This is a genomic window from Rhodococcus sp. OK611, assembly GCF_003050885.1.
Lineage (GTDB): Bacteria > Actinomycetota > Actinomycetes > Mycobacteriales > Mycobacteriaceae > Rhodococcus_G > Rhodococcus_G oryzae.
This window is the reverse complement of the sequence record NZ_QAOZ01000015.1, coordinates 61,610-87,312: the sequence shown is the minus strand read 5'-3', so window position 1 is coordinate 87,312 and position 25,703 is coordinate 61,610. Positions and strand designations below refer to the sequence as shown.

General features: G+C 68.8%; 27 protein-coding genes. 11 read left to right on the top strand and 16 right to left on the bottom strand.

The features are described 5' to 3' along the window. Positions 1 to 57: 57 nt before the first annotated feature. Positions 58 to 1,362 (bottom strand): MFS transporter, encoded by a 1,305-nt coding sequence (locus tag C8K38_RS19435; protein ID WP_097213063.1) that lies wholly within the window; start codon positions 1,360 to 1,362, stop codon positions 58 to 60. 12 nt (positions 1,363 to 1,374) lie between these two features. Beyond that, a complete protein-coding gene (locus C8K38_RS19430) occupies positions 1,375 to 2,211 on the bottom strand; it encodes an SDR family NAD(P)-dependent oxidoreductase (protein WP_097213062.1) in 837 nt (278 codons plus the stop codon). A gap of 200 nt (positions 2,212 to 2,411) precedes the next feature. On the opposite strand from C8K38_RS19430, the gene C8K38_RS19425 reads away from it, so the two are divergent. After that, positions 2,412 to 3,065 carry a TetR/AcrR family transcriptional regulator gene (locus tag C8K38_RS19425; RefSeq protein WP_097213061.1) on the top strand — a complete coding sequence of 218 codons (654 nt, stop codon included), beginning with the start codon at positions 2,412 to 2,414 and terminating at the stop codon, positions 3,063 to 3,065. A gap of 23 nt (positions 3,066 to 3,088) precedes the next feature. On the opposite strand, the gene C8K38_RS19420 is transcribed toward C8K38_RS19425, so the two are convergent. The 3 genes from C8K38_RS19420 to C8K38_RS19410 form a co-directional block, all read right to left on the bottom strand. After that, positions 3,089 to 4,423 carry a family 1 glycosylhydrolase gene (locus C8K38_RS19420; RefSeq protein ID WP_245221070.1) on the bottom strand — a complete coding sequence of 445 codons (1,335 nt, stop codon included), beginning with the start codon at positions 4,421 to 4,423 and terminating at the stop codon, positions 3,089 to 3,091. Positions 4,424 to 4,596: 173 nt separating this feature from the next. Next, positions 4,597 to 5,913, bottom strand: a complete 1,317-nt coding sequence (locus tag C8K38_RS19415) for a class I SAM-dependent methyltransferase (RefSeq protein ID WP_097213059.1) — start codon at positions 5,911 to 5,913, stop codon at positions 4,597 to 4,599. Beyond that, a complete protein-coding gene (locus C8K38_RS19410; RefSeq protein WP_097213143.1) occupies positions 5,910 to 7,325 on the bottom strand; it encodes an FAD-binding oxidoreductase in 1,416 nt (471 codons plus the stop codon). The genes C8K38_RS19415 and C8K38_RS19410 overlap by 4 nt, the downstream gene beginning before the upstream one ends. A gap of 279 nt (positions 7,326 to 7,604) precedes the next feature. On the opposite strand from C8K38_RS19410, the gene C8K38_RS19405 reads away from it, so the two are divergent. Beyond that, the gene (locus tag C8K38_RS19405) at positions 7,605 to 8,039 is read left to right on the top strand and encodes an SRPBCC family protein (RefSeq protein WP_077043132.1); all 435 of its coding nucleotides are present in this window, start codon (positions 7,605 to 7,607) and stop codon (positions 8,037 to 8,039) included. A gap of 36 nt (positions 8,040 to 8,075) precedes the next feature. Here the strand turns inward: C8K38_RS19405 and C8K38_RS19400 are convergent, their stop codons facing one another. After that, the gene (locus C8K38_RS19400; RefSeq protein WP_179800633.1) at positions 8,076 to 8,876 is read right to left on the bottom strand and encodes an Rv3717 family N-acetylmuramoyl-L-alanine amidase; all 801 of its coding nucleotides are present in this window, start codon (positions 8,874 to 8,876) and stop codon (positions 8,076 to 8,078) included. A gap of 84 nt (positions 8,877 to 8,960) precedes the next feature. Between C8K38_RS19400 and C8K38_RS19395 the strand changes: the two genes are divergently transcribed. From C8K38_RS19395 to C8K38_RS19380, 4 genes are all read left to right on the top strand, one after another. After that, a complete protein-coding gene (locus C8K38_RS19395) occupies positions 8,961 to 9,260 on the top strand; it encodes a YbaB/EbfC family nucleoid-associated protein (protein ID WP_245221069.1) in 300 nt (99 codons plus the stop codon). Between the two features lie 8 nt (positions 9,261 to 9,268). Further along, complete coding sequence (recR, locus tag C8K38_RS19390) at positions 9,269 to 9,877, top strand: recombination mediator RecR (protein WP_027501651.1); 609 nt, start codon at positions 9,269 to 9,271, stop codon at positions 9,875 to 9,877. 351 nt (positions 9,878 to 10,228) lie between these two features. Further along, positions 10,229 to 11,374: a lipase family protein gene (locus tag C8K38_RS19385; protein WP_245221068.1), complete on the top strand. Its 1,146-nt coding sequence runs from the start codon at positions 10,229 to 10,231 to the stop codon at positions 11,372 to 11,374. A 79-nt stretch (positions 11,375 to 11,453) separates the two neighbouring features. Continuing rightward, entirely contained in the window at positions 11,454 to 12,230 is a 777-nt protein-coding gene (locus C8K38_RS19380; protein WP_097213057.1) for a VOC family protein, read from the top strand. Positions 12,231 to 12,253: 23 nt separating this feature from the next. Here the strand turns inward: C8K38_RS19380 and C8K38_RS19375 are convergent, their stop codons facing one another. The 7 genes from C8K38_RS19375 to C8K38_RS19345 all read right to left on the bottom strand — a co-directional run bounded on the left by C8K38_RS19375 (position 12,254) and on the right by C8K38_RS19345 (position 19,607). Then, positions 12,254 to 12,880 (bottom strand): maleylpyruvate isomerase family mycothiol-dependent enzyme, encoded by a 627-nt coding sequence (locus tag C8K38_RS19375; protein WP_097213056.1) that lies wholly within the window; start codon positions 12,878 to 12,880, stop codon positions 12,254 to 12,256. 294 nt (positions 12,881 to 13,174) lie between these two features. After that, positions 13,175 to 13,990 (bottom strand): tyrosine-protein phosphatase, encoded by an 816-nt coding sequence (locus C8K38_RS19370; protein ID WP_097213055.1) that lies wholly within the window; start codon positions 13,988 to 13,990, stop codon positions 13,175 to 13,177. 145 nt (positions 13,991 to 14,135) lie between these two features. Next, positions 14,136 to 14,852, bottom strand: a complete 717-nt coding sequence (locus C8K38_RS19365) for a type 1 glutamine amidotransferase (RefSeq protein ID WP_097213054.1) — start codon at positions 14,850 to 14,852, stop codon at positions 14,136 to 14,138. Continuing rightward, entirely contained in the window at positions 14,845 to 16,104 is a 1,260-nt protein-coding gene (locus C8K38_RS19360; protein ID WP_097213053.1) for a MurT ligase domain-containing protein, read from the bottom strand. The genes C8K38_RS19365 and C8K38_RS19360 overlap by 8 nt, the downstream gene beginning before the upstream one ends. Before the next feature lie 102 nt (positions 16,105 to 16,206). Continuing rightward, positions 16,207 to 17,160, bottom strand: coding sequence for an EamA family transporter (locus C8K38_RS19355; RefSeq protein WP_097213052.1), 954 nt, complete (start codon positions 17,158 to 17,160; stop codon positions 16,207 to 16,209). Positions 17,161 to 17,263: 103 nt separating this feature from the next. Continuing rightward, positions 17,264 to 18,934, bottom strand: coding sequence for an asparagine synthase B (gene asnB, locus C8K38_RS19350; RefSeq protein ID WP_097213051.1), 1,671 nt, complete (start codon positions 18,932 to 18,934; stop codon positions 17,264 to 17,266). A gap of 205 nt (positions 18,935 to 19,139) precedes the next feature. Continuing rightward, positions 19,140 to 19,607, bottom strand: coding sequence for a hypothetical protein (locus C8K38_RS19345; protein ID WP_097213050.1), 468 nt, complete (start codon positions 19,605 to 19,607; stop codon positions 19,140 to 19,142). A gap of 87 nt (positions 19,608 to 19,694) precedes the next feature. On the opposite strand from C8K38_RS19345, the gene C8K38_RS19340 reads away from it, so the two are divergent. After that, positions 19,695 to 20,588: a LysR family transcriptional regulator gene (locus C8K38_RS19340; RefSeq protein WP_097213049.1), complete on the top strand. Its 894-nt coding sequence runs from the start codon at positions 19,695 to 19,697 to the stop codon at positions 20,586 to 20,588. Positions 20,589 to 20,655: 67 nt separating this feature from the next. Here C8K38_RS19340 and C8K38_RS19335 read toward each other — a convergent pair whose 3' ends face one another. After that, complete coding sequence (locus C8K38_RS19335) at positions 20,656 to 21,036, bottom strand: SHOCT domain-containing protein (RefSeq protein ID WP_179800639.1); 381 nt, start codon at positions 21,034 to 21,036, stop codon at positions 20,656 to 20,658. Positions 21,037 to 21,190: 154 nt separating this feature from the next. On the opposite strand from C8K38_RS19335, the gene C8K38_RS19330 reads away from it, so the two are divergent. From C8K38_RS19330 to C8K38_RS19315, 4 genes are all read left to right on the top strand, one after another. Then, positions 21,191 to 21,616 (top strand): DUF6325 family protein, encoded by a 426-nt coding sequence (locus C8K38_RS19330; protein ID WP_097213047.1) that lies wholly within the window; start codon positions 21,191 to 21,193, stop codon positions 21,614 to 21,616. 28 nt (positions 21,617 to 21,644) lie between these two features. After that, complete coding sequence (locus C8K38_RS19325; RefSeq protein ID WP_097213046.1) at positions 21,645 to 21,995, top strand: SHOCT domain-containing protein; 351 nt, start codon at positions 21,645 to 21,647, stop codon at positions 21,993 to 21,995. A 99-nt stretch (positions 21,996 to 22,094) separates the two neighbouring features. Beyond that, positions 22,095 to 23,993, top strand: coding sequence for an alkyl/aryl-sulfatase (locus tag C8K38_RS19320; protein ID WP_097213045.1), 1,899 nt, complete (start codon positions 22,095 to 22,097; stop codon positions 23,991 to 23,993). A 139-nt stretch (positions 23,994 to 24,132) separates the two neighbouring features. Further along, on the top strand, positions 24,133 to 25,122 hold the full coding sequence (locus C8K38_RS19315; protein WP_257017601.1) for an iron-containing redox enzyme family protein: 990 nt from the start codon (positions 24,133 to 24,135) through the stop codon (positions 25,120 to 25,122). On the opposite strand, the gene C8K38_RS19310 is transcribed toward C8K38_RS19315, so the two are convergent. Both C8K38_RS19310 and C8K38_RS28005 read right to left on the bottom strand, forming a co-directional pair. Continuing rightward, positions 25,119 to 25,274, bottom strand: a complete 156-nt coding sequence (locus C8K38_RS19310; protein WP_373560277.1) for a CDGSH iron-sulfur domain-containing protein — start codon at positions 25,272 to 25,274, stop codon at positions 25,119 to 25,121. The two genes, C8K38_RS19315 and C8K38_RS19310, sit on opposite strands and share 4 nt — an antisense overlap. A gap of 88 nt (positions 25,275 to 25,362) precedes the next feature. After that, complete coding sequence (locus C8K38_RS28005) at positions 25,363 to 25,695, bottom strand: hypothetical protein (RefSeq protein WP_306455749.1); 333 nt, start codon at positions 25,693 to 25,695, stop codon at positions 25,363 to 25,365. Positions 25,696 to 25,703: the final 8 nt, after the last annotated feature.

The window sequence follows — 25,703 nt, the reverse complement described above, 5'->3', positions numbered from 1 at the left end:
CCTCACAGTGGATTGGTTCGGTGGTCGATGACCAGGACGGGGCCCGTCGACAGCGGGCTAGCGGACCGCCCTGACCCGATAGATCGCGAGCGCCCCCGCCAGAGAAGCAAGCGCGCCGAGGATGTACCAGGCCGCGTAGCCGCCGAGGGAGGTGGCGCTGCCGAGGCCGATGACGACCGGGGCGATCGCGGGCCCGACGGATTGGGGGAGGGTGCCTGCGAGGGCGAGCAGGCCGAGATCCTTGGCGTTGTCATCAGGATTCGGCAGTACCTGCACGGCCAGGGCCTGGTCCACGGCCATGAACGCACCGAGGCCGAGGCCGATGATGCCCTGCGCCACCACGACGACTGCCAGTGAGGGGGCGAGGGCCAAGGCCAGCAGTCCTGCCGCCATGATCAGCCCCGCCACAGCGACGAAGGGCCGCCGCTTCCCGATCCGGTCGGACACGATGCCCCCGATGGGCGCCGACAGCGAGAGGCACACGACCGCCACCACGTTGACCACCAGAATCGCCTGCGCGACATCGGTCTCGCCGAGGTGGAACCTCTCGCCGAGAAAGAAGGGGAAGAACGTTCCGATTCCTGCATAGCCGAACATCACCAGGAAACGGGAAGCCATCACCCAGGAGAAATTGGGGTGTGCGCGTGGGTCGAAGGCGACGGAACTGACGAACTCTCGGACGCCGTAGGGCGGAGGTGTGCCCTGGAGCGGGGGATCCTCGAGAAGCGCCAGCAGGGGAATCGCCAACACGATGGCGGCCAGGCCGGGGACAAGGAATCTCGCCAGATCGCCTGACAACACTGTGACAAGGGCGCTTCCGACGAGAATGGCGAGCGGGGTGGTGATTCCGATGATTCCCGAGACCAGTCCGAGCCTGCGCGTGGGCACCCGGTCGGGAATGGTCGCCTGTGCGGCGATGAGCGCCGCACCGAATCCGCCCTGGGCGACACACCAGGCGACAAGGACCAGTGGCACGGTGTCGGCGACCCCCACGCATCCGAGGGCGGCAGCCCCGACGAGGGTGCCCCCCAGGAGCCACGGCCTGCGTCGGCCGAGCGAGGAGCGCGTGCGATCGGACAGGCGGCCCACGACCGGCTGGGCGATCATCCCCACGATCGCACCACTGCCCGCGACCAGTCCGAGCGCCTGCGTCGCGCTCTCCGTCGTTCCGGTGATGTGCTGCAGTTTGAATGCCAGGGCGAACATCACCGGGGTCATCAGCGCGAGGTAGGAGCCGAAGTAGGACAGCGCGAGAGCGGCAACATAGGAGCGCGGTTCGCGGACCCGTGTGTTGTGTCGTGACATATCGGTTCCGGGGCCGTCCGCCTCGACGGAAGCGGCGGGGGAGAGGGGGTCTGTCATCTCACAGACGCCTCACGACACATTCTGGGCGGCAATGGCGTTGTCGGCCAGGCGCCAGAGATCCTGGACCTGCTGCCGGAACTGGTCGTGGCTGTGTTCGGGCAGCGCGAAGACGATGGGTTCGTTGCGGAGGATGCCCTCGACCGCGAGCCGCGCGACGTCCTCGGGTTCGATCGCCATCGGGATGATCTCGGTGCCGAAGGGCTCCGTCGCCGGGCGGCCGAACTCGGTCGGGCGGTTGCGCTGCGAGTCGAGGATGCGGGTCGCGGCCTGGCCCGGGCAGAGCGCGGTGACGCCGATGTCCTCGGCGGCGAGCTCGGATCGCAGCCCGAGCGTCAACCCGAGAATGGCGTGCTTGGCCGCGCTGTAGAGGGCGGTGAACCCGGGGTCCGGGAGGAAGGCGTGCGTCGACGACGTGTTCATCACGTGCCGCCACCCGGTCTGGCGCCGCATCCTGGGCAGGAATGCATACAGGCAATTCAGCATGCCCTCGACGTTGACGGCGGACAGCCACCGCCAGTCGCCGATCGATGAGTCGACGAGATCTCCGAGCAGCAGCACTCCGGCGTTGTTGCAGAGAAGTTCGACGGAGCCGAACGCGTCGTAGCTGGCCCGCACCAGATTCTCGACGGACTCGGGGTCGGCCACATCGACCCGCACGCCGAGCGCGCGCACGCCTCTGGCGCGCAATCCCTCGGCGACCCGCTGTGCGCCATCGCCATCGATGTCGGCTACGACGACGGACATGCCGCGCGAGCCGAGTTCCGCAGCCAGCGCGGCGCCGATCCCACTCGCCGCGCCGGTGACAACCGCCGTTCGGCCTGCCGGCCTGTCATCAAATCTGGACATCAGGGTCCTTCCTCGGTCACGTAGATCAGTAGAAGCTAGCCAACCGACCAGGCGGTCGGTCGGTTGGGGTAGCCTACCGATCGGTCAGTCTGCATAACGTGGATTCGCGGAACTTGCGTCGATGCACGTTGATTCGGAACGTAGGCTGACCGGCTGGACCGGCTGTGCGCAGTCAATCGACGGTGAGGAGATCGGACACGATGGCGACAACACGCGACGCCGAACAGGTGGGAGCTGCCCGGCGCGCCGACATCGTCAGCTCGGCGATCACCCTGTTTGCGGCCAACGGATACCGCGGGACCTCGCTCGCCGCGGTCGCGAGAGAATCAGGGATCACGAAGTCGGGCCTGCTGCACCACTTTCCGAGCAAGGAGGTTCTGCTCACCGCGGTGCTCGCCGATCTCGACCGTCAGACCTTCGACTCGGTCGAGATCGGGCGAGACTACGAGGGCGCGGCCCTGGTGCGCGCACTGGACATCGTCGACGAGATCGTCGCCCGAAATCAGCGGAACCGCGAGCTCACCCGGCTGGCTCACGTCGGCCTCTTCCACTCCGACGACACTCCCGAGCTCGCGCGGGAGTGGGCTCAGGGGCGCATTCGGTCGTTCCGCACGAACCTGGCCGACCTCATCGAAAACGGCGTCGAGGCGGGCGAGGTGCGTGCCGATGTCGACCCCACTGCGCTGGCTTCCGTCATCATCGGGGCGATCTCCGGTTTGGAGGAGCAGTGGCTCCAGGACGAGTCGTTCGACATGGTCGGCGCGATGAAAGCGCTCACGACGGTGCTCCGCCGCGACCTGACGCTCACACGGGACCAGCCCCTGCATCACGCTCCGCGGCGCGGTCGGGGCTAACCGCTCCTGCGCCGCGTCGCCGATCAGTTGGCCGGGCTCAGGCAGCTGTCGAGTCCGTCCACCAGCGAGCACGCGGTCGGTGGTCTGCTCGGCTGGTAGTCGGCCGGGACTCCGCCCTGCGCGATGAGCGACCGGTAGGCCGGGACCGCCTCGGTCGGCTTCCGCTCGAGCGTCGGATCGTTCTTCCCGTCCACCGTGTAGAGGCCGAAACGGGGTGTGTAGCTGCCCCATTCGTAGTTGTCCGTGGTTGCCCAGTAGTTGTATCCGATGACATTGATGCCGTCGTCTTTTGCCCGCTGCAACCAGTAGGCGGCATCGCGGAGGTGGTCGGCGCGGGCGTAGCCGTCCGGACGGGGCTTGCCGTCCTCGGTGGGCATGCCGTTCTCGACGATGTACAGGGGCTTGCCAGGGAAGCGCTTCGCGTAGTGACGCAGCGCGTAGTAGAGGCCGTCGGGCGCCGCGCTGGCCTTCCATGGCTCCGAGAAGACGTTGGCGTAGCTCAGGTCCGTGGGGGACATCGAGTAGTAGTAGTCCAGACCGATGAAGTCGAGCTTGTGGGCGACACGGTCGAGGAAGGTCGTGTCGATCGCGGCCTCGACGACCTGGAAGTACGCCACGTTCGAGGACACCTGCGCGCCCGGCTGCACCTGGTGGATGTAGTCGTAGATCGCGTTGTGGACGGCCGCCCACCGATCGAGGGCGGCGGGGGTGTTCGCGGGATCGAGGCCACCGTGGCTGATCTCCTGGAACAGGTACGCCGACGGTTCGTTGATGGTGATCCAGGACGGGTCGTACCTCGCGTACCGGTCGACCACCTTGCGGGCATTGGCCAGCCAGTCGGTGACCATGTCCGCGTTGTTCCATCCGCCGCGGTCGAACTCCCAACCGGGATACACCCAGTGGTCGAGGGTGATCATCGGTTGCATGCCTGCGGCGCGGATGCTGGCCACCACGTCGTCGTAGAACGCCCATGCGCTCTCGTCGTAGCGGCCCTGCTGGGGCTCGAGACGCGCCCACTCGACGCCCATGCGGTACACCTTGGCTCCGAGGTCCTTCGCGTACTGGATGTCCTCCTTGTAGCGGTGGCGGAAGTCCGCCGATGTGCCGACCGGATCCTTGGTCTTGCCTGCTGCTTCATAGCGGATCCAATTGCTGTCCGGGGAGTAGCCCTCCGACTGGAACCCAGATGAGGACACCCCCCATAGGAAGTCGACGGGCAGGCTGTTGACCGTCTCGATGGACGCGGTGCTACCGAGGTCAACCGCGCTGCCGCCGCTGCCCTGCGCGGCGGCGGGGCCGCCGGCCAGCAGCGCGAGCCCGGTCAGCACCGCCAGTAGGCCGCTCGATCGTCGACGCATCAGTTCTCCTCGCATCCGTGCGCCTCGGCGCGGTGGTGATGCGAGCCACACTAACTGACCGAGTGTTCGGTAGGTCAGCTTTGGGTCAGATCGGCGTCGGGGCGATATCGCCATTCCTCACCCTCAGGTGTGTGCGTACACCTGAGGGTGAGTGGAGGAGAGTCCCTGGCCGATCAGCCCTTCCACCACGGGCGCAGCGGCACCTCGGCCTGGCCCTTCGGGCCGAGCTTGACGGCCAGCACCTGGTGAAGCTGCACCACATTGCGTTCGAACCCGAGCCGCGAACCGGCCATGTAGAGCCCCCACACCCGAGCCGTGCCCTCGCCGACCTCCGCGACGCAGGCGTCCCAGTTGTCCACCAGGTTCTGGCACCAGGCCTTGAGGGTCAGCGCGTAGTGCTCGCGCAGGTTCTCCTCGTGCCGGACCTCGAGGCCGATGTTCTGGATCTCGGTGATGATCCGGCCCGACCCGGTCAGCTCGCCGTCCGGGAACACGTAACGGTCGATGAACCCGCCCGCGCGCGCCTGGTGCCGATTGTCCGGGCGGGTGATGCAGTGGTTGAGCAGCCGGCCGCCGTCGCGCAGCTTGGACTGGATGAAACCGAAGTAGGCGGGGTAGTTGTGCACCCCGATGTGCTCGGTCAGCCCGATCGAGGACACCGCGTCGAAGCCGGTTTCGGTGATGTCCCGGTAGTCGGAGTGCCGGACCTCGGCGAGATCCGAGAGGCCCTCGTCGGCAATGGCCTTCTGCGCCCACGCGGCCTGCTCGGCGGACAGTGTCACCCCGATCACCTTGACGCCGCGCCGGGCCGCGAAGCGGACCATCGAGCCCCAGCCGCAGCCGATGTCGAGCAGTCGGTCGCCCGCCTTGAGTCCGAGCTTGTCGAACACCAGCCGGTACTTGTTCTCCTGCGCGTCCTCGAGGCTCTGGTTCGGCGACTTGTACGCCGCACAGGTGTAGGTCATCGAGGGGCCGAGCACGTACTCGTAGAAGGTGTTCGACACGTCGTAGTGGTGGTGGATGACCTCGGCGTCGCGGGTCTTGGAGTGGCGCATGCCCTCCGCCAGCCTGCGCCAGCGGGGGAGGGCCTCCTGCGGCGGAGGCGCGATGGGCCGCAGCAGGTCCCAGCCGAGCGAGCGGGTGATGCTCGCGATCGTCAGCGCCGACGGCCGCCGGAAGTGCAGGTCGTCGCCCATCACCCGGAGGACCTCGTACGGGTCGCCCGGGTGGACGCCGGTCGCCTCGAGATCGCCCGCGACATAGGCGCGTGCCATGCCGAGGTCGCCGGGCGCGGTCGCCAGGTACGTGGTGCCCCGCGGGGACTTGAGCGTCAGCCCGTACTCGGCATCCTCCGGGCCCGCGGCGCTGCCGTCGTAGGCGGTGAAGCGGACCGGGATGTCACCGTCCGCGACGGTCTCGAGGATCTCGGCGATCGAGAGCTTGTGGTGGCCGTTGCGGGTCTGGGTACTGGCGTCTTTGAACGTGGTCACTTGCGTTGCACCGCCTTCGAATACAGGTCCAATAGTCGCGAATCGGGGTCGTACTTCTGCTTCAGGATGGAGTAGTTGTCGCCGCCGTAGAGGCGGGCGAAGTCGTCGGCGTCGTAGTAGGAGTCCGAGTACAGGGACTTGTGCCCTTCGAACCGTCCGACGGTGTCCTCGATCAGCCGGTTCGCCGCTCCCTCGGGGGCGCCCGGCGTGATCGGCACCGACGACCAGAAGCCGACGTTGACGTAGGTGCGCTTCGGCTCGAGCGGATACAGCGGCCACGGCCGCACGGCGGACGCGCCCGCGGGCCCGGGTTCGCGCAACCGCAGCGGGCACAGCCACAGCGGCTCGATGGGGATCTCGCGCAGGAACCAGGACACGAAGTCCGCCGTGTGCTCGATCGGTACCTCGACGTCCTGCACGACCCGCTCGCGCGGCGGATTGCCCTTGCGGCGTTCGAGGCGGTCGCCGATGTCGTACTTCTGGTCGAGGGCGATCAGCTTCCAGTAGAAACTGCTGCGCCGGTAGCGCTTCGGCCACACGCGCCTGATCCGCGGATTCTGCGCGCCGAACGCCCGCGAGCACCAGAACCAGTCGGTGTCCCAGCGCCACAGGTAGTCCGCGATCGTGAGCCGATCCGTGGAGCGCTGCTGCAGCGAGCGGTAGTAGATCTGCTGGCCCGTGTAGTCGCTGGCCGGACCGCCCTCGTCGGTCTGCGTGCCGAGGGTCAGATAGGACTCGGTCGCGGAGAACACCACGCCGTCGAGGTAGTCCACCGCGATACCGTCGTGGCTTCGATCGGTGCCGATGCGGTCCATCGCGTTCTGCAGGTCGGTGAGGTCGTCGAAGCGCAGGTGCCGCAGCGCGACAAACGGTTTCACCGGTTCCAGTTCGATGCGGAGCCGGGTGGAGTAGCCGAGGGTTCCGTAGGAATTGGGGAACCCCCAGAACAGGTCCGAGTGCTCGCCGTCGGGCGTGGCGGTGATGATCTCTCCGCTGCCGGTCAGCACGTCGATCTCGAGCACCGACTCGTGCGGTAGCCCGTTCCGGAACGAGGTCGACTCGATGCCGAGGCCGGTGACCGCGCCGCCGAGGGTGATGGTCTTGAGTTGGGGGACCACCAGCGGCGCCAGGCCGTACGGCAGGGTCGCGGCGACCAGGTCCTCGTAGGTGCACATGCCCGCGACGTCGGCGGTGCGGGCGGTGGGGTCGACCGAGATCACCCCACCGAGCCCGGACACGTCCAGGCCGGGCGCATTCGTCTTTGCCCGCGCCCGGAACAGGTTTGAGGTCTTCTTCGCCAGGCGCACCGTCGCGGAGGGCGGGATCGCGTGGTAACTGGCGAGCAGACGCTGGACACCGGCACGATGGGCCGCCGCGCCGGTGTGACCCGGCGTGGATGTTCGTCGACCCAGTCGTTGCAACGCACTCTGAGAGGCAGCCACCCCCCGACGCTATCGCCTGGGTGCGACACCGGCCACCCAAGTGCAAGGCGGTCCTGCGAAACGTCACGCAAATGTTGCGAACCGGTCGCGATCCGGGGTTCGTGGCACCGCTGTGATCCGACACACACGGGGCCGAGCGGGCTGGCCCGTCGGTTCTCGGAGCGGGCACGATGACGGGGTCGGCCACACACAGCGTCGAGGTCGGACGGGTCCTGCGGGGTCCGGCGAGCAGAGCCAAGGAGATCCACAGTGGGACAGGTCAGCGCAAGCAGTTCGGTCGAGGTCGCGGCGGCACCGGAGCGGGCGCTCGCGGCGCTCACCGACTACGAGACGGTGCGACCCCGCATCCTCACCGAGCAGTACCTGGACTACCGGGTCCTCGAGGGCGGCCAGGGTGCGGGCACGGTCGCGCAGTGGACGCTGAAGGCGACCGAGAAGCGTTCGCGTGACATCAAGGCCACCGTGACCGTCGACGGCAACACCGTCACCGAGAAGGATGCCAACTCCACTCTCGTCACCACCTGGACCGTCGCCCCGTCCGGCGCGGGATCCACGGTCACCACGACCACCGAGTGGAAGGGCGCGGGCGGCATCGGCGGCTTCTTCGAGCGCACCTTCGCGCCGGGCGGGCTGCGGAAGATCCAGGCGGCCGTGCTGGCGAACCTTGCCCGCGAACTGGCCTGACGAGGCCCCGTCGCCGCCGCTGACCGATGCGTTCGGTCAGCGGCCGTCGAGATAGCGGACGATGCCGAACACCACCGCCTGCGCGTACCGGGCCCGGCCCTCCTCGCCGGTCATGGCGCGCGCCTCGTCCGCGTTGCGCATGTTGCCCAGCTCGACCAGGATCGACGGCCGCTCGGACAGGTTGAGTCCGCTGAGGTCGTCGCGGGGCATCAGTCCGCCGGTGCCGACATAGGTGGACGGGATGAGGCCGGACGTCTCGAGTGCGTCGCGCATGGACTTGGCGAACGCGACCGAGGCGCCGGCCTGAACCGCATTCAGCGGCGGCGCCGAGAAGCAGACGTGGAATCCGTGCTGGTCCGGTGCGGCGCCGTCGGCGTGGATCGCGACGACCACGTCGGCACCGGATGCGTTGGCTTCGGCGGCCCGCCGGTCCACGCACGCGGCGACGGAGGTGTCGTCGGCGCGGCTCAGCAGCACCCGGGCGCCGAGATTCTCGAGCTCGGTGCGCATCTGGGCGACGACCTCCCAGTTGAGGGAGTGCTCGGGGAAGCCGCCGTCGGTGCTGGTGCCGGTGGTCTGACATTCCTTGGTGCCGCCGCGCCCGGTCGGGACCTGCGCGGACATGCCCGCGCCGCCAACGCCGTTGTGGCCGGGATCGAGGAACACCGTCTTGCCCTGGAGCGAGGCCGAACGCACCAGCTCGGCGGCGGTGGTGGTGGGGGCCGCGGTCACGCCCGCGGCGGTCTCGGTTGGGATCGTGCAGCCGGACAGCGCCAGCGCCGAGGCAGCGGCGGCCGTGAGCAGGACGCTCCGGTACCCGGCCGACTTCGCACGCACCGACCCACGCTATCCGGATGCGGCTACGCTGACGGGGCAACACGCAGAAAGGACATCGACGTGCAGCCCGGTGGACAACCCGATATGCAGCAGCTCCTCGCGCAGGCCCAGCAGATGCAGCAGCAACTGATGGCCGCGCAGGCAGAGATCGCCGAGGCGGAGGTCACCGGCCAGGCCGGCGGTGGACTCGTGACCGCCACGGTCAAGGGGACCGGCGAGGTCGTCGCGTTGACGATCGACCCGAAGGTCGTCGATCCCGAGGACGTCGAGACCCTGCAAGACCTGGTGATCGGTGCGATCGCGGACGCATCGGGCAAGGCGCAGGAGATCGCGGCGGGCAAGCTCGGCCCCCTCGCGGGCGGCCTGCCCGGGCTCCCCTTCTAGAGGCCGCGGTGTACGAGGGTCCGGTACAGGATCTGATCGACGAGCTCGGCAAGCTGCCGGGCATCGGGCCCAAGAGCGCGCAGCGCATCGCCTTCCACCTGCTCAGCGTGGAGCCGCCGGACATCGACCGGCTGCAGAACGCGCTGCAGCGGGTCCGGGACGGGGTGCAGTTCTGCGTCGTGTGTGGGACGGTGTCCGACAAGGAGAAGTGCCGGATCTGTGCGGACGCCCGCCGCGACCGCACCGTCATCTGTGTCGTCGAGGAGCCCAAGGATGTGCAGGCGGTGGAGCGGACGCGGGAGTTCCGTGGCCGGTACCACGTGCTCGGCGGCGCGCTCGACCCGCTCAGCGGTGTCGGCCCGGACCAGCTCCGTATTCGGGAGCTGTTGGCGCGCATCGGCAATCAGGAGGACGGCGTCGACGTCTCGGAGGTGATCATCGCGACCGATCCGAACACCGAGGGCGAGGCCACCGCGACGTATCTGGTCCGGATGCTGCGCGACTTCCCCGGCCTGACGGTCTCCCGGCTGGCCTCGGGTCTGCCGATGGGTGGAGACCTGGAGTTCGCCGACGAGCTCACCCTCGGGCGGGCTCTCTCGGGGCGCCGTACCCTCTGACACGATCGGTGGGTCGACCCAGTTCGGCTGCGTGGTGACGGCGGATTCCGGTGTTAGCGTGGGTGTATGCCGGTCCTTGGACCAGGGTCACGCCCGACCGCAGGCTGCCTAGCGAGGCACGCCCGCATCGGGTTCCTCGTGTGCTCCTGTGCGATCGCGCTCGCGGTGTCGCCCGGGCAGGGGACGGCCGGTGCGCAGTCTGCCGTCCCGTCGCCTCCCGGCGCCGGGCTCCCGGCACTCATCGATTCGATAGTGCCGCCGCCGGCGCTCGGCCCCCCGCCGCGCGAGGTGCCGCCGATAGCGGCAGCGCCGGGTGAGCCTGCCGGCATCCAGGATCTGCGGATCGCGGTCATGCCCTCGGACGTGGGCGACCCGTTCTTCGACGAGTGGCCGGATTCGATGGGGGACAGCGCGAACGGCGACGTGCTCGCGACGAGAGACGTGACCGCTGCGGCGGCGCCCTTCGTCGGTGCGCCGGTGCGCGAGGTCCGGCAGCTCAAGGTCCGGACGACCGACTCCGCGGGCGTGCCATCGTTCGCGACCGCGACGCTGGTCATCCCCGCCACACCGTGGACCGGACCCGGTGGCCGTCCGGTGGTGGTCAACAACCTGCCCATCGATGCGCTCGGGCGCGCCTGCACGCCCGGCTACACGTTGGCGCACGGCCTGAGCCTGTCGACCAACGTCGCCGACTTCGTCCCGCCGACGACCGCGTTGGCGACCCGCCGCGGCTACGCGGTCCTCATCCCCGACCACGAGGGACCGCGGATGGCCTACGCCGAGCCGTATGTCGCCGGCCACGCGGTCCTGGACACCATCCGCGGACTGCGCCGCGCGCTACCCGACGAGTTCGGCGCGAGCAGGATCGCGATGACGGGCTACTCGGGCGGGGCGATCGCCACCCACGGCGCGGTCAAACTGATCGACTCCTACGCCCCGGACCTGGCAGGCGACATCGTCGGTGCCGCGCTCGGCGGGGTTCCCGCCGACTTCGAGATGCTCACCCGGAGCATGAACGGCAACCTCGCGACCGGGTTGCTCCACGGCGCGACCCTGGGGATCGCGAGGGAACGCACCGAGATCCTCGGCCTCGCCAACAACCTGGCGCAGCAGCTGGCCACCTCCCCGCTCAAGGACCAGTGCGTCGTCACGCTCGGCGCGGCGGGTGTGACGTTCCTGCCGATGGAGGTGATGGCCGACATCGACAACCCGTTCGCCTCGCCGCAGGCCCGCGAGCTCTATCGCGACATGAAGATGGCAGGCATCGCGTCCGGCGCCCCGCTGTACATCTACAACGGCGGGCAGGAGTTCTGGATCCCGGCCGTTGGGGCGCGGGCCCTCTACACGGAGCAGTGCGGGCTCGGCGTCCCCGCGGTGTACCGGGAGGTGTTCGGCGAGCACCTCATCGCCGCGGTCACCGGCTACTCGGGGGCGGTCCATTGGCTCGACGAGCGGTTGCGTGGGATACCCGCGCCGGACGAGTGCCCGCCCGCATGACCACGCGGATGTCGGTGCAGGAGCGTAGGTTCGGCACCGCACACCGTCAGCAGCCATACCTCGGCCATAGGAGACAGCAGTGCCTGAACCCAAATCCATCGTCGGCGCACCCTGTTGGGTGGACCTGACCAGTTCGGATCCGCAGCGCGTCATCCCCTTCTACTCCGGTCTCTTCGGGTGGGCGGCCGACACCAACGAGGACCCGCAGTACGGCGGCTACTCGATCTTCAGCAAGGACGGCAAGCCCATCGCGGGCCTCGGGCCGCAGCAGGAGGGCAATCCGTACGGCAACGTCTGGACCGTCTACCTCGCGTCCGAGGACGCGGCGGCGACCGCGGACAAGGCAGCGGCCGCGGGAGGTCAGGTGATGATGCCCGCGATGGTGGTCGGGGACCAGGGCACGATGGCGATCATCGGTGACCCGGCAGGCGCCGTGGTCGGTGTCTGGCAGGCCGATCAGCACCGTGGATTCGGTCTGGTGGACGAGGCGGGCGCCCCGGTCTGGTTCGAGACGATGTCCCGCGACTACGCGGCCGCGTTGCCGTTCTACGAGAGCGTGTTCGGCTGGAGGTACGACGCGATCGGCGACGGCGACGAGTTCCGCTACTCCCAGGCCAAGATCGGCGACGAGATGGTGGCTGGCGCGATGGACGCATCCGGATTCCTGCCCGAGGGTGTGCCGTCGTTCTGGCAGTTCTACATCGGGGTGCAGGACACGGATCTGGCGCTCGAGAAGGTGGTCGAACTCGGTGGCACGGTCGTCCGCCCGGCGGAGGACACGCCGTTCGGCCGGTTGGCGGCGGTGGCCGATCCGCTGGGCGCGAACTTCCAGATCTCCTCGATCCAGGAGCAGTAGCGGCGTCGGGACGGCGTGCCGGGTCAGACCCGTTCGGTGAGCGTGGCCAGGCCGTCACCGGAAAGGTCCACCAGTCCGGCGGGCCGTCCCGTCATCGCGAGGACGAGGGAGAGCATCGGTCCGGTCACCTCCGGCCCGGACCCCGTCGACCAGTCGGCGTCCTCGGCACGGAGCGTGAGTCCGGAAATGCGGGTCTTCGTGCCGATGAGCAGGTTCGAGCCCTTGAAGAAGTCCGCAACGCGGATCAGTGCGTCCGGCGGGTACTCGTGCGTGATGCCGAGGGGGCGCCGGATGTCCTCGGCATGCACGATCGTCTCGCCCAGCCAGGTGTCGACCGGGCCGGGTGGGCCGGTGGACGCACCCATGACGGCGCGAAACTCGGCAAGGGTGTCGGCGGGCGTGCCCGCGGTCTCCCGTGCGATCTCCTTCGCGAACATCGGTTCGAACCGGAACCCGGTCCCCGCCATCTTGCGGAGGAATCGCGGGCGCGTCATCTTCGCGGTCGCGGTCATGTGACCGAGCGTCTCCCACACCGACCACTGCCCGCACAGCGACGGGGTGGACCATTGCTCCTCGGTGAGCGAGGCGAGGTCGTCGGCGAGGGCCGACCGCTCGGCGTGAATCGTGGGCCACGGGCTGGGTGCTGCCATGGTGCCTCCCGGAACGGCTACCGACGCTGTCGTATCGGTACTTCTGACGATCGTCCTCGCCGCCCGATTTCGCAATCGCCGGCAGGTCGCGTCGCCGCAGAAACAACCCCTGATTCGCAGGTCAGAACTATTGCAGAGGGTGCGGAGCCGGGCGTACCCTCAAGAGTGCGGATCAAGAAGAGAGGCCGGTAACGGTCGGGAACTTGAGAAGCAGAGATCCGGCCGAGGATGCGATTAATCGCTACATCCCCGGCCGAACCCCTGTCTGGGGGAGGTTCGAGACCTTGGCCCCGATCAGCTGAGCAGCTTGGCCTTGAGGTCGGCGATGTCCTGGCTCGTCAGACCGAGCCCCTGGCTCACGTAGTTGTCGAAGCTGCCGAACTTCTCGTTCGCCGTGGCGAAGGCGGAATCGAGCCAGGCCTGCTCCACGGTGTTGGACTGGATGCTCCCGGTGACGCTCGACCCGCCACCCTCACCGGCGAGGTACTCGTTGCTGAGCATGAAGTCCTCGTTCACGGTCTCGCGAGGGACGCCGAGGATCGTGAGCAGCACAGCCGACAGGAAGCCGGTCCGATCCTTGCCGCTCGTGCAGTGGTAGAGCACCGGGTCGGGGGAGTTCTTGATGTCCAGCAGGACGGCCTTGAACGCGGCGTAGGCGGCGGGATCGCTGGCCATGAACTTGTAGGCCCGCCCCAGATCCACGATGGCGAGCGGGTCGCCGCTGCCGCCGAACACGTCGCGGTGGTACACGGTGGCGCCCGCGGGGATCTTGTCCTTCTCGAGCGCCTGCTCGTAGCCGGTCCGCAGGTCTTCGACCGTCTTTACGTTGAGCTGCACGAGCTTGGCCAGGTCGTCCGCGGTGAGGGCGTTGAGCGCGTCGCTGCGCAGCACGAGCCCGGACCGGACGGTCTTCCCGTCGGTGGTGGTGTAGCCGCCCAGGTCGCGGGCGTTCGGGGCGCCCGTCAGGTGCAGCGAGTGATCGACGGCGGCGGGCGCGACGACCGTTGTCGGTGCGGCCGCGGCGATCGACGGGACGGGAGCGAGCAGGAGGCCGGCGGTCAGGGCGAGAGCCGCCGCCGACTTGGTCCGGATGAGGGTGCGGTGGGACACGGAGGGTTCTCCTCTTTCGATCGAGGTGACATTGGCATGGTGCTCGAGCTCGAATGGCTCCGAGGCTAGCGCCGCGCCGGATCGAGAGAGGGGTATTTCGTTAAAATACGGATTGTAATTGCAGCCGCCGCCCCACCGAGGCGGTCTAGCGGCCGACCGCGAGGCGTTCCCGGCGCAGCCGGTCGACCTCCTCGAGCTCCAGCGGCTCGAGGGCGTCGACGCCCAGCGCACGGGCAAGCAGCAGGTCCGCCAGCTCCGGGTTGCGGGCAAGAGCGGGGCCGTGCATGTAGGTGCTGATCACCGAGCCCTGCACCACGCCCTCCAGGCCGTCGCCGACGCCGTTGCCGACACCGTGCGTGACCCGGCCGAGCGGCATCGCGTCCGCGCCGAGGCTGGTGCCGCCGCGATGGTTCTCGAACCCGGTGAGCGGCTGGGTCAGCCCGTCGAGCGCGGGTCGGGTGATGACCTCGCCGATCGAGCGCTCGGCCTGCGGCGAGGTGGTGACGTCGAGCAGCGACACGCCCTCGACGCGTTCGCCCGCCGAGGTCTCGTACCAGTGCCCGAGCACCTGGATGGCCGCGCAGATCGCCAGCACGGGGGCGCCGCGCCCGGCCGCCTTCTGCAGGCCCGGGTAGCGGGCCAGGTGCCGGGTCGCCAGGCGCTGCGCCGAGTCCTCCGCGCCGCCGAGGGTGTAGACGTCCAACGACTCGGGCACCGGATCGGACAGTGTGATCTCGACGATCTCCGCGTCGATGCCACGCATCCGCAGCCGCTGGCGCAGGATCAGCGCGTTGCCGCTGTCGCCGTAGGTCCCCATCACATCGGGCAGCACCAGTCCGATCCGGACCGTCGACTCAGGCATCCCTGTTCTCCTTCGCGATGGCCGTGTTCAGGTCACGGAACGCCGTGTAGTTGGCCAGCACCTCGACCCGCCCGGGCGGACAGGATGCGATGGCGCGCAGCGGGTTCGGCTCCAGTGTGTGTTCGACGCCGGCGTAGGTCAGGCGGACCGCGAGGTCCGTCGCCCGCTCGCCGGACGCCACCACCTTGACGCCCTCGAAATGCTCGAACCGAACGTCCCACAGCCAGGACAGGTCCTCACCGTCGGGCACCTGGCCGTTGACCGCGATGACCAGCCCGTCGACATCGTGGTCGATCATCGACAGCGCCTCCTGCCAGCCGGCCGGATTCTTGGCCAGGAGCATCCGCAGCGTGTGCGCACCGACCTGGACGGAGCTGTAGCGACCGGCGATCTCGCGGACCGAGGCGGCCGCGGCGACGGCGTCCTCCGCGCGCGCGCCAAGCGTGACCGCCGCCGCGACGGCCTGGGCGGCGTTGCCGCGGTTCGCCTTTCCCGGCAGCGTCAGCGACATCGGGATCTTCGAACCGTCCGGGCCGTAGAGGTGGTCGTCGTCGAGCCACCAGTCGGGGGTCGGCCGCTCGAAGTCGGTGCCGGTGCTGCGCCAGTGGTTGTAGGCGATGCCCGTCGCGTCGCCCGTGCGCTCCTCCCAGACGATCGGCTCGCCGCTGCGAGGGCAGCTCACCGAGTCGCCCGCCCAGCCGCCGCCCGCCGCGACCCACACGACGTTCGGTGCGTCGTAGGCCGCGGAGGCGACCAGAACGTCATCGCAGTTCGCGATCACCACGGCGTCGGGATGCCTGGCCAGGCCGGCCCGCAGTTTGCGCTCGATCATGTTGATCTCGCCGACCCGGTCGAGCTGGTCGCGGCTGAGGTTGAGCAGCACGATCGCCTGGGGCTGCAGGGCGTCGCTGACGTGCGGGACGTGCAGCTCGTCGACCTCGATGGCGGCCAGCGACGCGTCCACGTGGGAGCTGAGCGCGGCGACGATGCCCGCGTCCATGTTCGCGCCGTCGGCCTGGGTCGCGACGTCGCCGATGGTGGCCAGCGCCGCCGCCGTCATCCGCGTTGTCGTCGACTTGCCGTTGGTCCCGGTGATCACGACGGTGCGCTTGCCGCTGCCGAGCTGGCTCATCAGGGTGGGGTCGATCTTGAGGGCGATCAGGCCGCCGATCATCGAGCCCTTGCCCCGGCCCGCCTTCTGCGAGGCCCAGGCGGCCGCGGCCGCGGCGCGCAGCGCGAGGCGGCCGCGCACGGAGAATCGGGTGGCCGGGCCGGTCGCCCCGGAATTGCCCGGGCGGGTGGCCCCATCATGACGAGTAGACACGGGCAGAGTTTTCCACACCCGCGGCCATGGTCAGATTCGTGCCGGTTGCGGGGTGGGCATCGTCACTGGACCGGGCGTCGCCTGCATCGTCGACGCGGGCTCACGCGTGGCGGACGGTGCGCCCGCCCGCGCCATGCCGCCGAGGCACCCGCCGACCACCACCACCGCGCCGACCAGCGACAGGGCGCTGGGTCGCTCGCCCAGCACCAGCCAGGCGGCACCGATCCCGACGACCGGGACCAGCAGCGAGAACGGCGCGACGACGCCCGCCGGGTAGCGGCTCATCAACGCGGACCACAGCCCCGAGCCGGCGATGGTGCCGAGCAGGACGATGTACGCGAGTCCGGCGAGCGCGGGCCAGCCGTCGGCGCTGAAGGAGTCGCCGAGGGCGGACCAGCCGGTCGTGGGGCCCTCGACCGCGGCGGAGAGCGCCAGCATGGGAAGCGGCGCCACCACGGTCATCCACAGCGTCAGCCGCAGCGGGTTGTCCGCGCGGGCGAGCCGGTTGCCGAGGTTGCCGAAGGCCCAGCCGAGAGCGGCGAGCAGGGTGAGCAGCACCGGCAGTAGCGCCGCGTGCTGGGCGCGATCCCAGCCGATCATCGACATCCCGCACACCGCGACCGCGATCCCGAGGAGTTGGCGGCGGCTCACGTGCTCGCGCAAGAGCAGCGCGCCGAGCAGCACGGTGAAGGGCGCCGAGGCCTGCAGCACGAGGGAGGCCAGTCCGGTCGGCATGCCGGTCTTCATCGCCCAGAACAGGAACCCGAACTGCGCCACGCCGAATCCGAACCCGTACAGCAGCAGCCAGCGCACCGGCACATTCGGCCGCGGCACGAACAGCACCACCGGGATCGCGATGACCAGGAACCGCAGGGCCGCGAAGAAGAACGGCGGGAAGTGGTCGAGCCCGGCGCGGATCGCGAGGAAGTTCAGTCCCCACAGCAGCGCGACGGTCAGTCCGAGGGCTCGGTCACGGTTGGTCATGGCGTTAATCGTGAGCGAGCGAAAGCATCAGAACAATCGAATAAAAATGGACGGTTGATGTAGATCTTCTACATCAACCGTCCATCGATGGTGCGGCTGTTCGTTACCGCGCGAGTGCCTGTTCGTGCACGCCCTGGACGGCGCGGCCGGAGGGGTCGGCCATCGCGGCGAATTCCGGGTCCCACTCGAGTGCGGCGGGGGTGGAGCAGGCGATGGACTTGCCGCCCGGCACTGTGGCCGCGCAGGCCTCGCCGGGGAAGTGCTGGGCGAAGATCCGCCGGTAGAGGTAGGCCTCCTTGGTTTCCGGCGTGTTGTGCGGGAACAGCTGCGCGGCGGACGCGAGTTCGGCGTCGGTGACCGCGGCCTCGGCGTGGTCCTTGAGGCCGTCGATCCAGCCGTAGCCGACGCCGTCGCTGAACTGCTCCTTCTGCCGCCACAGGATCTGCTCGGGCAGCGCACCCTCGAATGCCTCGCGGATCACGGCCTTCTCGATCCGGCGGCCGCCTGCCATCTTGTGGGTGGCGTCCATGCTCATCGCGGTGTCGAGGAACTCCAGGTCCAGGAACGGCACCCGCGCCTCCACACCCCAGGCCATCATCGACTTGTTCGCGCGCAGGCAGTCGTAGCTGTGCAGGGCGTCGAGCTTGGCGACGGTCTCCTCGTGGAAGGCCTGCGCGGACGGCGCCTTGTGGAAGTACAGGTAACCGCCGAACATCTCGTCGGCGCCCTCCCCGGACAGGACCATCTTCACGCCCATCGCCTTGATCCGACGCGCCAGCAGGAACATCGGGGTCGAGGCCCGGATGGTGGTGACGTCGTAGGTCTCGATGTGCCGGATCACCTCCGGCAACGCGTCGAGGCCCTCGGCAAAGGTGTAGACGAAGCCGTGGTGCTCGGTGCCGAGGGAATCAGCGGCGAGCTGGGCGGCCGCCAGGTCCGGCGAGCCCTCCAACCCGATCGCGAACGAATGCAGGTGCGGCCACCACGCCTCGCTGCGGTCGTCGTCCTCGACGCGGTCGCGGGCGAACCGGGCCGCGCACGCGGCCACCAGTGACGAGTCGAGACCACCGGAGAGCAGCACGCCGTAGGGGACGTCGGTCATCATCTGCCGGTGCACCGCCTGCTCGAACGCGGCCCGCAGCTCCTGCGGCGCCACCTGGGTGCCGACGGTGGCGGAGTGTTCACGCCACGGCTTGTCGTAGTAGCGGCGCAGCTCGCCGGTCGCGCTGTCGTAGAGGTGGCCCGGCGGGAACGCGGCCACGTCCTCGCACACCCCGACCAGTGCCTTCATCTCCGACGCGACCAGGATGCGGCCGGCACTGTCGTGGCCCCAGTACAGCGGGATCACCCCGATCGGGTCGCGGGCGATCAGGAACCGCTGCTGCTCGGCGTCGAACAACGCGAACGCGAAGATGCCGTTGAGCCGGTTCACGAAATCGGTGTCCCCCTCGCGGTAGAGGGCGCTGATCACCTCGCAGTCGGAGCCGGTGGTGAAGTCGTAGTCGCTGGCCTCGCGCAGCTCACGGTGGTTGTAGATCTCCCCGTTGACCGCCAACGCGAGGTGACCGTCCCGCGAGCGCAGCGGCTGCGACCCGCTGGCCGGGTCCACGATCGCCAGGCGCTCGTGCACCAGGATCGCGCCGTCACCGACGAACACACCGCTCCAGTCGGGCCCGCGGTGCCGTTGCCTGCGCGACAGTTCCACGGCCTGAACGCGCAGCGCGGCCAGATCGTCGCCGGACTGCAGACCGAAAATGCCGAGGATCGAACACACGGGGCCGAACTCCTTTGAATCGTGGCAGGAGAGGCCGACCGATGCCTGCCCCCGCTGGGTTGGTCGATGACGCAACACAGCGAGGGCCCACCGAGGCAGGCCCTCGCCATGTGAATCTGTTGAAGGTTACTCGTTGTTACCGTGCCGTTCGCCCGCCATTGCGGATTCGTGCCAACAGGCGGGATGACCGGCCCTCCGATCGGAGTTATCCGGCCGCAACGTGCTCCTCGAGTAGATCGAGCGACTCGCCGTGGTCGTCGCCCACCTTGGCCAGCAGGCCGGTGGCCAGGAGCAGCCAGGACAGCACCTGCGCGCCCGGCTTTCCCGCGAACGCCGGGCGGAAGCGAATGGTCTCGGTGACGATGTGGCCGCCGTCCGCCGGCTCCATGGTGAGCACCACATCCTGCCGAATGCCCCGTTGCTTACCGGAGAACTCGAACACCCTGTTCGGCTCGTGCCGGGTGATGGTCCAGCGGACGACGTCGAAGTCGCATTCCTCGCCGTGCTTGGCGTCCCAGCCGTGCCCCGCGGCCATCGCGAAGTCCGGCCCGAGCACCGTCTCCGTCTTGTGCTCCTCGTACAGCCCCGATTCCGTCGGATGGGTGAAGGCGTGCCAGATGACGTCAGGGTCACCCTCAAGCAGTCGCCAGTTCGTGAACGATGCATAGCCCATTGCTGCTCCCTGATGGTGTGGCCCGGTCCGCGTCCCCAACGCGTGCGCGGCGGGCGAAGTTGTTGCCGGACAGAGTAGCTTTCCTGCATGGACGCCGAACGCCTCCGTGTGCTGCGTGAGCTGGCCGACCGGGGCACGGTGTCCGCGGCCGCGGCCGCTCTCTCGATGACCCCGTCGGCGGTGTCCCAGCAACTCAAGATCCTCGCCCGCGAGGCGGGGGTCGCGATCCTGGAACCGGACGGCCGTCGCCTGCGGCTCACCGATGCCGGGCACGCGCTGGTCCTGCGCGCGGAGGATGTGCTGGCCGCCCTGGACCGGGCAAGTGCGGAGATGGCCTCCTATCGGGGGTCACCGCGCGGGCGGGTCCGGGTCGCGCTGTTCCCCTCCGGGGCAGCGCTGCTGCTGCCGGGCGTGCTCGCCCGGATCTCCGAGCTCGGGGTGGAGATCGAGGCTCAGGACGTGGACGAGCCGGCATCGGCGGTGCCGCAGTTGTTGGCCGATTTCGACGTGGTTCTCACCCACCGCGACGAGCGTGCTCCCTCGCTGATCTCGCCGCGGGTGCGGACGGAGGCGCTGATGCGCGAGCCCATCGACCTGCTCCTCGGCCCGGGGCATCCGCTGGCCGACAGGTCCGAAGTCGGGCTCGACGAGCTGGCGGACGAGAGTTGGATCAGCGTGCGCGGCGGGTTCCCCGTCGACGATGTGTTGCAGTCGGTGGCCGCCGCCACCGGGGTCCAGCCGCGGGTGGTCCAGCGCATCAACGACTTCCGGGTGATAGAGGAGCTGGTCGCGGCCGGCCACGGGGTGGCGCTGATGCCGCGATATGCGCTCGCGCACCCGGGGCTGGTGGGCAAGCGTCTCGCCGGTGTCCGGGCGGCCCGAATCTACGAGTTGGCGACCAGGCCCGCGGCGACGGACCGGCCCGCGGTCGGGGCGGTGCTCGCCGCCTTCCGGGAGGAAGCGGCACACGTGAACGGGTGAGGCACAGACGACGAAACTCCGGCCACCGCAGGGGTGCCCGGAGTTTCGTCGGTGAAGCGGGAGAAGGCTAGGAGAGCGCCTTGCTCTTGAGTGCCGTGAACTCGGCCTCCGTGATGGCGCCGCTGTCCAGCAGTGCCTTCGCGTCCGCGATCTGGTCCGCCGGGGACTTTCCGCCCGCGACGGTCTTGATGTACGCGTCCTGCTGTTCCTTGTACTGCTGCGCCTGAGCGATGGACCGCTTGGTCATGCTGTCACCGCGGGCGATGAGGTAGATCAGAGCCGTGAGGAACGGCACGAAGATCAGGAAGAAGACCCACACCGCCTTCCACCAACCGGACAGCTTGTGGTCACGGAAGAGGTCTCCGATGATCGAGAAGAGCAGCATCAGGTACGCCACGAAGGCGAAGGTGATGATGATCAGCCACAGGAAATCCCAAAACGAGTTCACGTCGTTCATCAAAAGCTCCATTCACCTAAGGATCTGACTGTTCGTCTGAGGATCCCAGAGCCGGGGTGCCGCGGGCTTCATCCTTTGCAGGTGAGTTGCGATTCATCCGTGCGGGGTGAGGCGACGTGTGGGGGGAGGGGGCAGTCTGGGCGGCATGAGCGACTCACTGAACATCGGCCCGGTGGAGCTGGTCGTGCTGACCTTTCCCGGGGCGCAAGTTGATCCCGGAACCATCGCTGCGCTCCAGGATGTGGTCGAACGGGGCTACGTCACGCTGCTCGACCTCGTCTACATCGCGAAGGACACCGACGGGACCATCACCCAGGTGGACGTTGACGAGGATCTCGACGAGGTCGGCCTCGCCATCCTGTCGATCGAGGCGAAGGCGCTGATCAGCGACGAGGACCTCGACGTGGTTCGCGACTCGCTGGAGCCGGGCACCTCGGCCGCGGTGATCGTCTATGAGGAGACGTGGGCGCGCCAGATCGCTGCGTCCGTCCGCGGCGCGGGTGGCGAGGTCGCCCTGCACGTTCAGATTCCCCGCGATGCCGTCGTTGCGGCCGTCGTGGCCGCACTGTAGGAATTCCGCACCAGCACAGGAGAGTCACATGGTTTTCAGAGCCGGCCGCAGGGGCCGTCCAGGATTGCTCGGCACCGTTGCGCGCACCGCCGTCATCGCGGGCACGGCCCAGGCGACGTCCAACGCGATGAACCGTCGGTCCCAGCAGAAGGCCGCTGAGCAGCAGGCCTATGCAGACCAGCAGGCGGCGCAGCAGCAGGCCGCCTACGCGCAGCAGGCCCAGGCTCAGGCCGCGTACGCACCGCAGGTTCAGGCGCCGCAGGCCGCGCCCGCGGGTGACGACCTCATCACCAAGCTGCAGCAGCTCGCTCAGCTGCACGAGTCGGGGGCACTCTCCGACGAGGAGTTTGCCGCCGCGAAGGCCCAGCTGCTCGGTTAGGCGGCTTCGCCGCCCGTGAGTACTTGTGGTCCCCAGGCGGGCCACAAGTACTCACGGCTCAAGGTCTCTGCCGGCATCGACGAGAGGATCACCGGTTCCATGACGACTTCCGAGGACGCGACCGCGACGATCGCGGCGGCCAACGAGCGGGCCGCTCACACCCTCCCGTTTGCCGACGACACCGATCTGGCCGACGCCGAGCGCGGGTTCATCGCGGCATTGAACCCGGGGGTGGTGACCGGTGCCGACGGAACGGTGGTGTGGGACAACGATTCCTACGCGTTCCTCGAGGGGACCTGCCCGCCGACCGTGAACCCGAGCCTGTGGCGCCAGTCGGGGCTGGTCGCGAAGCAGGGCCTGTTCGAGGTGCGTGAGCGGGTGTACCAGGTCCGCGGTCTCGACCTGTCGAACATGACGCTGATCGAGGGCGAGACCGGCGTGGTGGTGATCGACCCGCTGATCTCGCGGGAGACCGCGGCCGCCGGACTCGCGCTCTACCACGAGCACCGCGGCGATCGGCCCGTCACCGGCGTCATCTACACGCACTCGCACATCGACCACTTCGGTGGCGTCAAGGGCGTCACGACGGAGGAGGACGTGGCCGCGGGGCGATGCCCGATCCTCGCGCCGGTCGGCTTCGTGGAACACGCCGTCGAGGAGAACGTATACGCGGGCACTGCGATGGCCCGGCGGGCCGCTTACATGTACGGCGCTGCGCTGCCAAGGGGACCCCGTGGCGGGGTCGGCGCCGGGCTGGGCCAGACGACGTCCACCGGCACGCCGACCCTGATCATGCCGACGCTGTACGTCTCCGCGACCGGGCAGGTGGAGACCGTCGACGGGGTCCGTATCGAGTTCCAGATGACGCCGGGCACCGAGGCGCCGTCCGAGATGAACTTCTACTTCCCGGATCTGCGGGCGCTGTGCATGGCGGAGAACGCGACCCACACCCTGCACAATCTGCTGACCCTGCGCGGCGCGCTGGTGCGGGATCCGCACGTGTGGTCCAAGTACCTCACCGAGTCGATCAACCGGTACGCCTCGAAGTCCGATGTGCTGTTCGCCTCACATCACTGGCCGACGTGGGGGTCCGAGCGTCTCACCGAGTTCCTGTCGCTGCAGCGGGACCTCTACGGCTACTTGCACGATCAGACTCTTCGTCGGATCAATCAGGGCCACACCGGAATCGAGATCGCGGAGGAGATCGAGCTGCCGCCCGCGCTGGCAGACGCCTGGCACACTCGCGGCTATTACGGCTCGGTCAGCCACAACGTCAAGGCGATCTACCAGCGCTACATGGGCTGGTTCGACGGGAACCCGGCGCACCTCTGGGAACATCCGCCCGTGGAGTCGGCCACGAGGCACGTGGAGTTCATGGGCGGCTCGGCCGAGGTGCTGCGCAAGGCCAGGGAGTCGTTCGCGGCCGGTGACTTCCGTTGGGTCGCGCAGGTGGTCAACTACGTGATCTTCGCCGAACCCGACAACGCGGAGGCGAAGGCGCTGCAGGCCGACACCTTCGAACAGCTCGGTTACGGCGCCGAGAACGGAACCTGGCGGAACTTCTATCTCACCGGGGCCTACGAGCTGCGGAACGGGTCGGTGGGAACACCGACCAAGGCCGACGCCCCGGACATCGCGGCAGCGCTGTCGGTCGAGCAGGTCTTCGACGCGGTGTCCCTGCGGATCGACGGACCGCGGGCCTGGTCGGCGCGCATCGTGATCGACTGGCGGGTCACCGACGAGGACCTGGTGCACCGGACGCAACTCAGCAACGGGCTGCTGGTCCACTTCGACCTCGACGGCGAACCCGCCGGCGCCGATGCCACTCTCACACTCGCCCGTCCGGTGCTCCTTGGGGTGCTGGTCGGCGGCGCGGACATCACGAAGGCGATCGCCGACGGCACCGTCGTCGCGGAGGGAGACGTCGCGAAGCTGGTCGAGCTCGCCGGCTATCTCGATGCGCCCGACCCGGATTTCGCGATCGTCACTCCCGACTGAGATCGGCCTGGTGCGGCGCAGCATGTGAAGCGGGCACAGGCATCGACAGGCTGGAGGTTTCGAGCGGATGCCGCCGCGGTATCCAGTCACCATGACTGCAGCCCTACCGTTGCCACGAGGTCCGATCTCATACGCACTCGTGACCGCCCTGTCGCAGGGTCGCCGCGGTTCCCTCAACACATTTCCGCACCTGGGCCAATCCGACGCGTTCGGAGGCGACCTCCAACTCGCCCTCCAGATCTGTTACGAGTTGCACTACCGCGGGTTCGAGGCCGTTGATCCCGAGTGGGAGTGGGATCCGGACCTCATCCGTGCGCGCGGGGCGATGGAACGCCGCTTCCTCGATCGACTACGCGCTGAGGTCTCTGGGGGCGCCGACGCCGAAGGCGCGCTGGCCTCCGCGGCACATGAGCCGGACGGCGGTGCGGGCGCGTCGAAGTACCTTCTCGAGCACGGCACCTGGGACCAGATGTGCGAGTTCCTGGCTCACCGATCTATCTATCACCTCAAGGAGGCCGATCCGCACGCCTGGGCGATTCCGAGGCTTGAGGGGAGCGTGAAATGCGCATTCGTCGCTGTCGAATACGACGAATACGGCGGGGGCCGACCGGAACGGATGCACGCCAGGCTGTTCGAGGATCTACTCCGGGCCGCCGGACTCGACCACCAGTATCTCGGCTACCTCGACGACGTCCCACCGGAGACGCTGGCGACCGTGAATCTGATGTCGCTCTTCGGATTGCACCGGAACCTGCGCGGCGCGCTGGTCGGCCACTTCGCGGCAGCGGAGATCACCACTCCGCCTGCCGCGCGCCGGATGGTCAGTGCCCTGAAGCGCATGAATGCGCCCAGCGAGTGCGTGCATTTCTATGCCGAACACATCGAAGCAGACGCCGTTCACGAGCAGGTACTTCGCCACGATGTGGTCGGCGCCCTCCTCGGTCAGGAACCGAATCTCGCCGGCGACGTCGTCTTCGGGATCCAGGCCACCGAACTCGTGGAGAATCGACTGTCCGACCATCTGACACGCCACTGGCGCGCCGGTGCCAGTTCCCTACCGGCCGTCCATGATTTCCCAGTGAACCGCACCGCACCTGCAGTCTCACGGGGTACTTCGGCGGATCCCTAGCCGGAATCGCGACGCCGGACAGCGCGGCTCCGGTGGCTGGCATCGCACAACGGGTACAGCGCACTGAGTCGGCAGCGGCACACCGCCACGACGAACCGATCCGAGATCACAACCCGACCGTCGCCCAGGGTGATTCGCACCGGCCCACGCACGAGCGCAGGGCCTCCGCGCACCAGGCGGAGGCACTCGGATTCGGGGCCGTCCCATTCCGGCGGCTGCTCCCCGTTGTCGAGGCCCTGCTCACCCCCGGACACCGGTGGGCCTGTCCGCACGGATGACCACCAACTCCTCCTCGTGCTGGCCGCGCCCGCAGTATCCCGCGGACTCCAGGTATCTCGAACGCCTGCGCATCACCGGTCCGAACGAAATGCGCTCGCGCCGCACCACCGCGGCCCGAAGCCCCGTCGATGTCAATTCACGCAGCGTCAGCTCCACCCCCGATACCGCCGACTGTACGAGGAGCAGTGCGCCGCCGGGGCTCAGCAGCTCGAACGACGCCGAGCACAGTGGCCCGAGGACCGCGCGCCCATCCGGGCCGCCGTCCCAGCGATGCGAGTGTCCTGCAGGACCCACGAGCCGGA